The organism is Micromonospora sp. NPDC049662 (genome assembly GCF_040675055.1).
Classification (GTDB): Bacteria; Actinomycetota; Actinomycetes; order Mycobacteriales; family Micromonosporaceae; genus Micromonospora.
Genome location: NZ_JBFAOC010000102.1, coordinates 1 through 8615 on the forward strand (window position 1 = coordinate 1; position 8615 = coordinate 8615).

Annotated in this window: 7 protein-coding genes; 4 read left to right on the plus strand and 3 right to left on the minus strand. The window is 71.5% G+C overall.

Annotated features, from left to right (window positions below; all coding sequences use genetic code 11):
* Positions 1-165: 165 nt before the first annotated feature.
* Both AB0J36_RS33930 and AB0J36_RS33935 read right to left on the minus strand, forming a co-directional pair.
* Positions 166-1227, minus strand: coding sequence for an aspartate-semialdehyde dehydrogenase (locus AB0J36_RS33930; RefSeq protein WP_357132877.1), 1062 nt, complete (start codon positions 1225-1227; stop codon positions 166-168).
* Between the two features lie 5 nt (positions 1228-1232).
* Entirely contained in the window at positions 1233-2498 is a 1266-nt protein-coding gene (locus AB0J36_RS33935) for an aspartate kinase (protein ID WP_357132879.1), read from the minus strand.
* A gap of 268 nt (positions 2499-2766) precedes the next feature.
* Here AB0J36_RS33935 and AB0J36_RS33940 point away from each other — a divergent pair, with 268 nt between their 5' ends.
* Positions 2767-3552 (plus strand): hypothetical protein, encoded by a 786-nt coding sequence (locus AB0J36_RS33940; protein ID WP_357172688.1) that lies wholly within the window; start codon positions 2767-2769, stop codon positions 3550-3552.
* A gap of 84 nt (positions 3553-3636) precedes the next feature.
* Complete coding sequence (locus tag AB0J36_RS33945) at positions 3637-4167, plus strand: nitroreductase family protein (protein ID WP_357132883.1); 531 nt, start codon at positions 3637-3639, stop codon at positions 4165-4167.
* Positions 4168-4213: 46 nt separating this feature from the next.
* On the opposite strand, the gene AB0J36_RS33950 is transcribed toward AB0J36_RS33945, so the two are convergent.
* The gene (locus tag AB0J36_RS33950) at positions 4214-5200 is read right to left on the minus strand and encodes a MarR family transcriptional regulator (protein WP_357132885.1); all 987 of its coding nucleotides are present in this window, start codon (positions 5198-5200) and stop codon (positions 4214-4216) included.
* Between the two features lie 80 nt (positions 5201-5280).
* Between AB0J36_RS33950 and AB0J36_RS33955 the strand changes: the two genes are divergently transcribed.
* Positions 5281-6552, plus strand: coding sequence for an MFS transporter (locus tag AB0J36_RS33955; RefSeq protein ID WP_357132887.1), 1272 nt, complete (start codon positions 5281-5283; stop codon positions 6550-6552).
* A 238-nt stretch (positions 6553-6790) separates the two neighbouring features.
* The gene (gene leuA, locus AB0J36_RS33960) at positions 6791-8542 is read left to right on the plus strand and encodes a 2-isopropylmalate synthase (protein WP_357132889.1); all 1752 of its coding nucleotides are present in this window, start codon (positions 6791-6793) and stop codon (positions 8540-8542) included.
* Positions 8543-8615 lie beyond the last annotated feature (73 nt).

The following is an 8615-nucleotide window of genomic DNA, read 5'->3' on the forward strand; positions in this document are numbered from 1 at the left end:
TGCACTTTCGGTTGCCGTTCTGTCACCTTCACGCCTTATGCGGCGACAGAAAGTGCAAGATCGACGCGGCGGGGAGCGCGGGGCCGGGGCCGACGCGGCGGGGAGCGCGGGGCCGGGGCCGACGCGGCGGGGAGCGCGGGGCCGGGGCAGCGCGGAGCGCGGGGGTTAGGGGGTGCGGAGTTCTTTGGCTAGGAGTTCGGCTATCTGGGCGGTGTTGAGGGCTGCGCCCTTGCGGAGGTTGTCGCCGGTGACGAAGAAGTCGAGGGCGCGGGGGTCGTCCAGGGCACGGCGGATCCGGCCGACCCAGCTCGGGTCGGTGCCGACCGCGTCGATCGGCATCGGGAACTCGCCCGCTGCGGGGTCGTCGACCACGATCACGCCGGGCGCGTTGCGCAGCGCCTCGCGGGCACCCTCGGCGTCGACCTCGGTGGCGAAGACGGCGTGTACGGCCACCGAGTGGGCGGTGACCACCGGCACCCGGACGCAGGTGGAGCTGACCTTGAGATCGGGCAGGCCGAGGATCTTCCGCGACTCGTTGCGGATCTTCATCTCCTCCGAGGACCAGCCGCCGTCGGCCGACGAGCCCGCCCAGGGCACCACGTTGAGCGCCAGCGGCGCCGGGAACGGGCCGAGGTCGTCGCCGACCGCCTGGCGGACGTCGCCGGTGCGTGAGCCGAGCGCCCGATCGCCGGCGACCTTGGCGAGCTGGTCGTGCAGGATGTCCACACCGGCCTGGCCGGCCCCGGAGACCGCCTGGTAGGAGGCGAGCACCAGCTCCCGCAGGCCGTACTCGCGGTGCAGCGGCGCGATCGCGATGATCATCGCGAGGGTGGTGCAGTTGGCGTTGGCGATGATGCCCCGGGGCCGGTTGCGGACCTGTTCGGGGTTGATCTCCGGGACGACCAGCGGGACGTCCCGGTCCATCCGGAACGCGCCGGAGTTGTCCACCGCGATCGCGCCTCGCTCGACCGCGATCGGGGCCCATTCGGCGGAGACCTCGTCGGGCACGTCGAACATCGCCACGTGGACCCCGTCGAACGCCTCCGGGGTCAGCGCCTGGACGACCATCTCCTCGCCCCGGCAGCGCACCCGCTTGCCGACCGACCGCTCGGAGGCGAGGAGTCGGATCTCGCCCCAGACGTTGCGACGCCCGGTGAGCAGCTCGCACATCACGGTGCCGACGGCACCTGTCGCTCCGACCACGGCGAGGGTGGGCAGCGCCGTCATCGGCGCTACCTACCCGTCCCGGCGTAGACCACGGCTTCGGTGTCGCCACCCAGCTCGAACTGGTCGTGGATGGCGCGGACGGCGGCGTCGAGGTCGGTGTCCCGGCAGACCACGGAGACCCGGATCTCGGAAGTGGAGATCATCTCGATGTTGACGCCGGCGGCGCCGAGCGCGGCGAAGAAGCCGGCGGCCACGCCGGGGTGCGAGCGCATGCCGGCACCGATCAGCGAGACCTTGCCGACGTGGTCGTCGTAGAGCAGGCCCTTGAACTTGACCGGCTCCTGGATCTTGCTGAGCGCTGCCATCGCGGTCGGGCCGTCGGCCTTGGGCAGGGTGAACGAGATGTCCGTACGGCCGGTGCCCTCGGTGGAGACGTTCTGCACGATCATGTCGATGTTGATCTCGGCGTCGGCGACGGTGTCGAAGATCCGCGCGGCGGCACCCGGCTCGTCGGGTACGCCGACGATCGTGATCTTGGCCTCGCTGCGGTCGTGCGCGACCCCGGTGATCAGTGCCTGCTCCACGGAAAGGTCCTCCATCGATCCGGTGACCATCGTGCCGGTGTTGGTCGAGTATGACGAACGGACGTGGATCGGCAACCCCGCCCGGCGGGCGTATTCCACGCTACGCAGGTGCAGCACCTTCGCGCCGCACGCGGCCAGCTCCAACATCTCCTCGTAGGTGATGTCCCGGATGTGCCGGGCGTTGGGCACGATCCGCGGGTCGGCGGTGAAGACGCCGTCCACGTCGGTGTAGATCTCGCAGACGTCGGCGTGCAGGGCGGCGGCGAGCGCCACGGCGGTGGTGTCCGAACCGCCCCGGCCCAGCGTGGTGACGTCCTTGGTGTCTTGCGAGACGCCCTGGAAGCCGGCCACGATGACCACCGAGCCCTCGTCGAGCGCGCCCTTGAGCCGCCCCGGCGTGACGTCGATGATCCGGGCGCGGCCGTGCACCGAGGTGGTGATCACGCCGGCCTGCGAGCCGGTGAACGAGCGGGCCTCGTACCCCAGGTTGTGGATGGCCATGGCCAGCAGGGCCATGGAGATCCGCTCCCCGGCGGTGAGCAGCATGTCCAGCTCGCGGCCCGGCGGCAGCGGGCTGACCTGGTTGGCCAGGTCGAGCAGCTCGTCGGTGGTGTCCCCCATCGCGGAGACCACCACCACGACGTCGTCGCCGGCCTTGCGGGCGGCGACGATGCGCTCCGCCACCCGCTTGATCCGCTCGGCGTTGGCGACGGAGGACCCGCCGTACTTCTGCACCACGAGTGCCACGACGGTGCACTCCCTCCCAGCGACCCTGAGCGTGCCGACGCCGCCGGAACCGGGGCCGGCGGCGCGTGTCAGACCCCCTGAGCGTATCCGGCGGGTCACGGCGGCGGGTCGGGTGATCCCACCATCCGGCCCGCGCGGCCGTCCGGCCGACGCGCTTGGCCAGGTCCGCAAGAGGCCAGGGGTACGCGGACAAACTGCTCCGACACGCCGGGAGGCGGCCACTGTGCGCCGTTGCCCGCAGGTGCCCCGCACCCACCAGAATGGGCCGGTGCCCGTCCTCCTCCGCCCGGCCGGCCGCGTGCTCGGACCGCTCGTGCTCGCTCTGCCGGTAGCCCTGGTCGCCTGCGACAGCGCCCAGCCCCCGCCTCCACCGCCGGCCGATCCCGGCCCGGTCCAGGTGGAGGGCACCCGTGACGAGTTGGCCGCCCTGGCCGCCGCCGCCCAGGATCGCCACCTGGTGGCGCGGTACGTGTTCAGCCGGAGTGGTCAGCCCGACCGCACCATCGTGTTCACCAGCGCGAACGACGGCAGTTGGCGGGTCGACGTGCCGGGTGGGGCGCTCGGCGGCACCGCCGACGTCTCGCTCGCCGCCACCTCCGACGGGCTGTTCCAGTGCGCCCTGCCCTCGACGGGCCACCCGGAGCCGGCGCGCTGCGTACGCCTCGGCGACCGCGACGACGCCATCCCGCGCCGGTTGGATCCCCGGATCCAGCATCCGCTCACCGACTGGTTGGACGTGTTGACGGACCGACGCGCGCCGCTCGCGGTGGCCGCTGCCACCACGCCGAACGGCATGACCGGTGCCTGCTACTCGGTCGACTCCACCTCGGCCTCGCTGAACGCGCCGCTGGACGTCGGCATCTACTGCTACGACCCGGACGGCACGCCGACCGGTGCCCGGACCGATGCCGGAACGCTGCGACTGGCCGCCCCGCCGGGCGCGGCACCCGCCACCGTGCAGTTGGCGGGGCCGGTCGTCGACGCGGAACCGTTGGACACCGCGGCCCCGCCGACTCCCGATCCGTCAGTCAGCCCGAGCGCGGGAACGTCCTGATCTTCGTACCGTTACGGGTGCTCTTGCCCACATCTCCGCAGCCCACTTTCCGCCGCTAAACGCCCATACGGGACGATTGCCGGCATGGCTGACCTGACCCCTCTCCTCGCCTTCCGCTGGAGCCCCAGGGCCTTCGACCCGAGCGCCACCCTGACGCCGCAGGAGGCGGCATCGCTGCTGGAGGCCGCGCGGTGGGCACCGTCGACGGACAACGGGCAGCCCTGGCGGTTCGCCCTCGGGCACCGGGACGACGACAACTTCAAGCGCATCCTGATCAACCTCCCGGACGGCGACCAGTGCTGGGCCCGGCACGCCGCGACCCTGGTCGTCGGCGCGCACACCGGCGGCGACACCGAGCGGGCCGCGTACGACCTCGGTCAGGCGATCGCCCACCTGACTCTGCAGGCCACCGCCCTGGGCCTGCACGTACGCCAGCTCACCCGGTTCGACCGGGCCGGCCTCGCCACCGAACTCGACCTGCCCGGCGGCATCCGACCGCTGGTGGTCGCCGCCGTCGGGCGACTCGGCGACCCGTTCGCCCTGCCGGCGGAGCTGCGCGCCAGCGAGACCGGCCTGCGGCACCGCCGCCCGGTCGTCGATCTGTTGCTCGCCTAGCGCTGTTCCCGGAGGGCGGCCGAGCCGAGGCGGGCCGACCCTGACGTCAGCCGCCCCGACTGGCGCGGAGCAGCACCGCAGCCGCGTCGGTGTTGCGGTAGAGGACGTGCCGACCCTGTCGAGCGCGGTCGACCAGGCCGGCGGCGTGCAGCGCGGTCAGGTGCGCCGAGACGTTCCCGGCGGACATCCCGGTACGTCGGGCCAGGTCGGTGGTGGTGGACGCCGTGTCGAGCAGGTACAGCAGCGCGGCCCGGCCGGAGCCGACCACCCGGGCCAACGGGTCGCCGGGCGGCGGCGCGGCCGTCTCCCAGAGCGTCCCGACCGCCCGGACCGGATACGCGGCCGCCGGCAGCGAGTCCTCCAGCAGGTTCCACAGCACCCGCCGCTCGGAGAACACCGTCGGGTTCAGCGCCAACCCCCGGTCCCGCAGGTCGAAGTCGCGCTCGAACGGGTCGTCGCTGACCACCCGGTCGCCGAGCCAACGCAGGCTCGGGTGGAGCTGCTCGAAGAACCGACCGGCGCCGCTCTCGGCGAGCTGGGCGGCGCGGTACGCCACGTCGGCGTCGAGCAGCGCCCGCATCCGCGACCAGTCCGGGGCGATCGCCTCGTCGTACCAGACCCGCATCGCGTCGACGAGCTGCGGCAACAGCCCGCGGGGGTCGGCGAGCAGCGCCTGCCCGAACGAGCTCAGCGGTCGTCGCCCGATGGTCGACAGCAGGTCCTGGACGACCACGGCCGGCGGCGTCGCGGCGATCTGGTCGAGCTGGTCGGCCACCTCCACGTTCGGGCGGGCGGCCGGGGTGATGAAGTCGGGCAACGGGCAACCGCGCCAGGTCAGCTCCGTCAGGGGTCGGACCCGGGCGGCGACCTCGGGACGACGCAGGGTCACCCGAGCACGGTCGATCCAGGGCAGGTGCACCGCGTAGCGGACCGGGCTGGCCAGCGCCCACATGCTCATGACCGTCTCGTTGGCCGGCGACACGGCGAGCCGCACGCCCGCCACGTCGGCCAGACTGAACCGCAGCTCGGACACACGCCCTCCCCCGGGAGCAGGATTCGGTTCAGCCTAAAAGGCTCGACCGCCGTTGTGGGCACCCGGTTCACTTCCCGCCCATGGGGGCCAGAGAGAGCATTCGTACCGCTGTCGTGAACGTCGTACCGCCGGCCGGGTTGACCCGCGCGTTGGCCGTGCAGGCCATGGTCTACGCCGTCGGCAGCGGCCTGTTCCACGCCGGCAGCGCCGTCTTCTTCACCCGCGCGCTGGGGCTCAGCGCCGCCCAGGTCGGCCTGGGCCTGTCCATCTCGGCGGGGGTGTCGCTGCTCGGCACGGTGCCGCTGGGCGGGCTCACCGACCGGTTCGGGCCACAGCGGGTCTGGGTGGTCGGGCTGGTGCTGGACGCGGCGCTCTTCGCGTCGTACCCGTTCGTGGGTGGCTTCGCGAGCTTCCTCGCCGTGGTGGTGGCGCTGGCAATGGTGGACGCGTCGACCGGCGTGGCCCGCCAGGTCTACTCGATCAACGCGCTCCCGCCGGCCGAACGGGTCACCGCGATGGCGTACCAGCGGTCGTCTTTGAACGTGGGTTTCGGGCTGGGCGCGGTGATCAGCGGCCTGGTGCTGGCGGTGGACACGATCGAGGCGTACCGGGGGATGGTCTGGTTCATCTCGGCGGTCTTCCTGGTCACGGCCCTGTTCGTACGGCGACTGCCCAAGCTGCCGCCGGTGGCCCGCCCGACCGAGCCGATGGGTCGGCTGGCGGTGCTGCGGGACCGGCCGTTCATGGCGGTGTCCCTGCTGTCCGGGCTGCTCACCGCGCACGGGGTGCTCTATCTGACCGTGCTGCCGCTCTGGATCCTCACCCACACCGACGCCCCGAAGACGGTGATCGCCGCCCTGGTGCTGCTCAACACGCTCCTGATCGTGCTGCTCCAGGTACGCGTCAGCCGGGGCGCCGACACCGCTGGCGGCGCGGCGCGGGCCTCCCGTCGTGGGGGTCTGCTGATCGCCGTCTCCTGCCTGGTCCTGCCGATCTCCGGGATCACCCGGGGGCTGCTCACCGTCGTGGTGCTGGTGGCCGCCGCGATCCTGCTGATCCTGGCCGAGCTGATCCAGTCGGCGGGCGCCTGGGGGTTCACCGCCACCCTGCCGCCAACCGACCAACGCGGCGCGTACGTGGGGGCGCTGCGGCTCGGCGAGCAGGTGCAGTACCTGATCGCCCCGGCCGGGTTGACCGCGCTCGCGGTCAGCACCGGCGGGTGGGGTTGGTTACCGACGGCAGCGATCTTCGTGCTGCTCGCAGTGGCGATCGTGCCCGCCGTGACCTGGACCGAACGAACGCCGAGGCTGGGTTCCCAGGCCCCGGAGCCGACCATGACATCGATCCCATAGTCCGGACCAGCCTTTGCACCCCCCGTTCCATCACGTAGGGTGACCTGGTCATGTGGCGAGCGCTTCTTCTTCTTAGCCGCCGCGACGAGGCCTGACCGGCCGGCACCTCGTCGCGGAGTCGCATCGCGCCGTCCAGCACATCTGAGTTTCCTCTCGGCACCGCCGCGCACCGCCGCCCGGCAATCCGCCGACACCTTCCGATCTGCTGACGCCACATGTTCCCAGGGAGCACTCCGAGATGGCTCAACCTGTCACCGACGCCGAGACCGATCCGATCGCCCGGCAACGCCCCAGCCGGATGCCGTACCACCGCTACCAGCCGTACCGGGAGCAGTTCCGGGTCGACCTGCCGGACCGCAGCTGGCCCACCCGCACCGTCGACGCCGCGCCGCGCTGGTGCGCGGTGGACCTGCGCGACGGCAACCAGGCGCTGATCGACCCGATGTCGCCCGAGCGCAAGCGGCGGATGTTCCAGCTGCTGGTGCAGATGGGCTACAAGGAGATCGAGGTCGGCTTCCCGTCGGCCAGCCAGACCGACTTCGACTTCGTCCGGCAGCTCATCGAGCAGGACATGATCCCGGACGACGTCACCATCCAGGTGCTCACCCAGTGCCGGGAGCACCTGATCGAACGGACCTTCGAGTCGCTGCGCGGCGCGAAGCGGGCCATCGTGCACTTCTACAACTCGACCTCCACGCTCCAGCGGCGGGTGGTCTTCGGTCTGGACCGCGACGGCATCGCCGACATCGCCACCACTGGCGCGCGGCTCTGCCAGAAGTACGCGGAGATCCACACCCCGGACACCGAGATCTTCTACGAGTACTCGCCGGAGTCGTACACGGGCACCGAGCTGGAGTACGCGCTGGAGGTCTGCAGCAAGGTCATCGACGTGATCGACCCGACGCCCGACCGCCCGCTGATCATCAACCTGCCGGCCACCGTCGAGATGGCCACCCCGAACGTGTACGCGGACTCGATCGAGTGGATGCACCGGCACCTGCCGCGCCGCGACAGCGTCGTGCTGAGCCTGCACCCGCACAACGACCGGGGCACCGGTGTGGCCGCCGCCGAGCTGGGCCTGCTGGCGGGCGCGGACCGCATCGAGGGCTGCCTGTTCGGCAACGGCGAGCGCACCGGCAACGTGGACCTGGTGACGCTGGGGCTCAACCTCTTCTCCCAGGGCATCGACCCGATGATCGACTTCTCGCACATCGACGAGATCCGCCGGGCGGTCGAGTACTGCAACCAACTGCCGGTGCACGAGCGCCACCCGTACGCGGGTGACCTGGTCTACACGGCGTTCTCCGGCTCCCACCAGGACGCCATCAAGAAGGGCTTCGAGGCCCTGGCCGCCGACGCGAAGGCCGCCGGTGTACCGGTCGACGAGCACACCTGGGCGGTCCCGTACCTGCCCATCGACCCGAAGGACCTGGGCCGCACCTACGAGGCGGTCATCCGGGTCAACTCGCAGTCCGGCAAGGGCGGCGTCGCGTACATCATGAAGAGCGAGCACCAGCTCGACCTGCCGCGCCGGCTCCAGATCGAGTTCTCCGGCGTCGTGCAGCAGGTCACCGACCACGACGGCGGCGAGGTCGACCCGGCCGCCATGTGGGAGATCTTCGCGACGCACTACCTGCTCGACCACCAGCCGGATCCGGCGGTCCGGTTCACCGGCTACACGATCGGCACCGCCGACGGCAAGGTCGAGATCGAGGCCCAGGTCGGTGTCGGTGGCGAGCGGCGGTCGCTCACCGCGATCGGCAACGGCCCCATCGACGCGTACGTCAACGCGCTCCAGGCGGTCGGCGTGGGCGTCCGGGTGCTCGACTACCACGAGCACGCGCTGTCCTCCGGCGGTGACGCGCAGGCCGCCGCGTACGTGGAGTGTGAGGTGGACGGTCGGACGGTCTGGGGTGTCGGCACCGATGCCAACATCGTGACGGCCTCGATCAAGGCGGTCACCAGCGCCGTCAACCGCGCCCGCCGCTGAGATGTAAGGAAGGGCCCCCTTATAGCCCAACGGCGAACAATAGGGGGCAGCAGAAAAGAGAGGGGAGTGTATT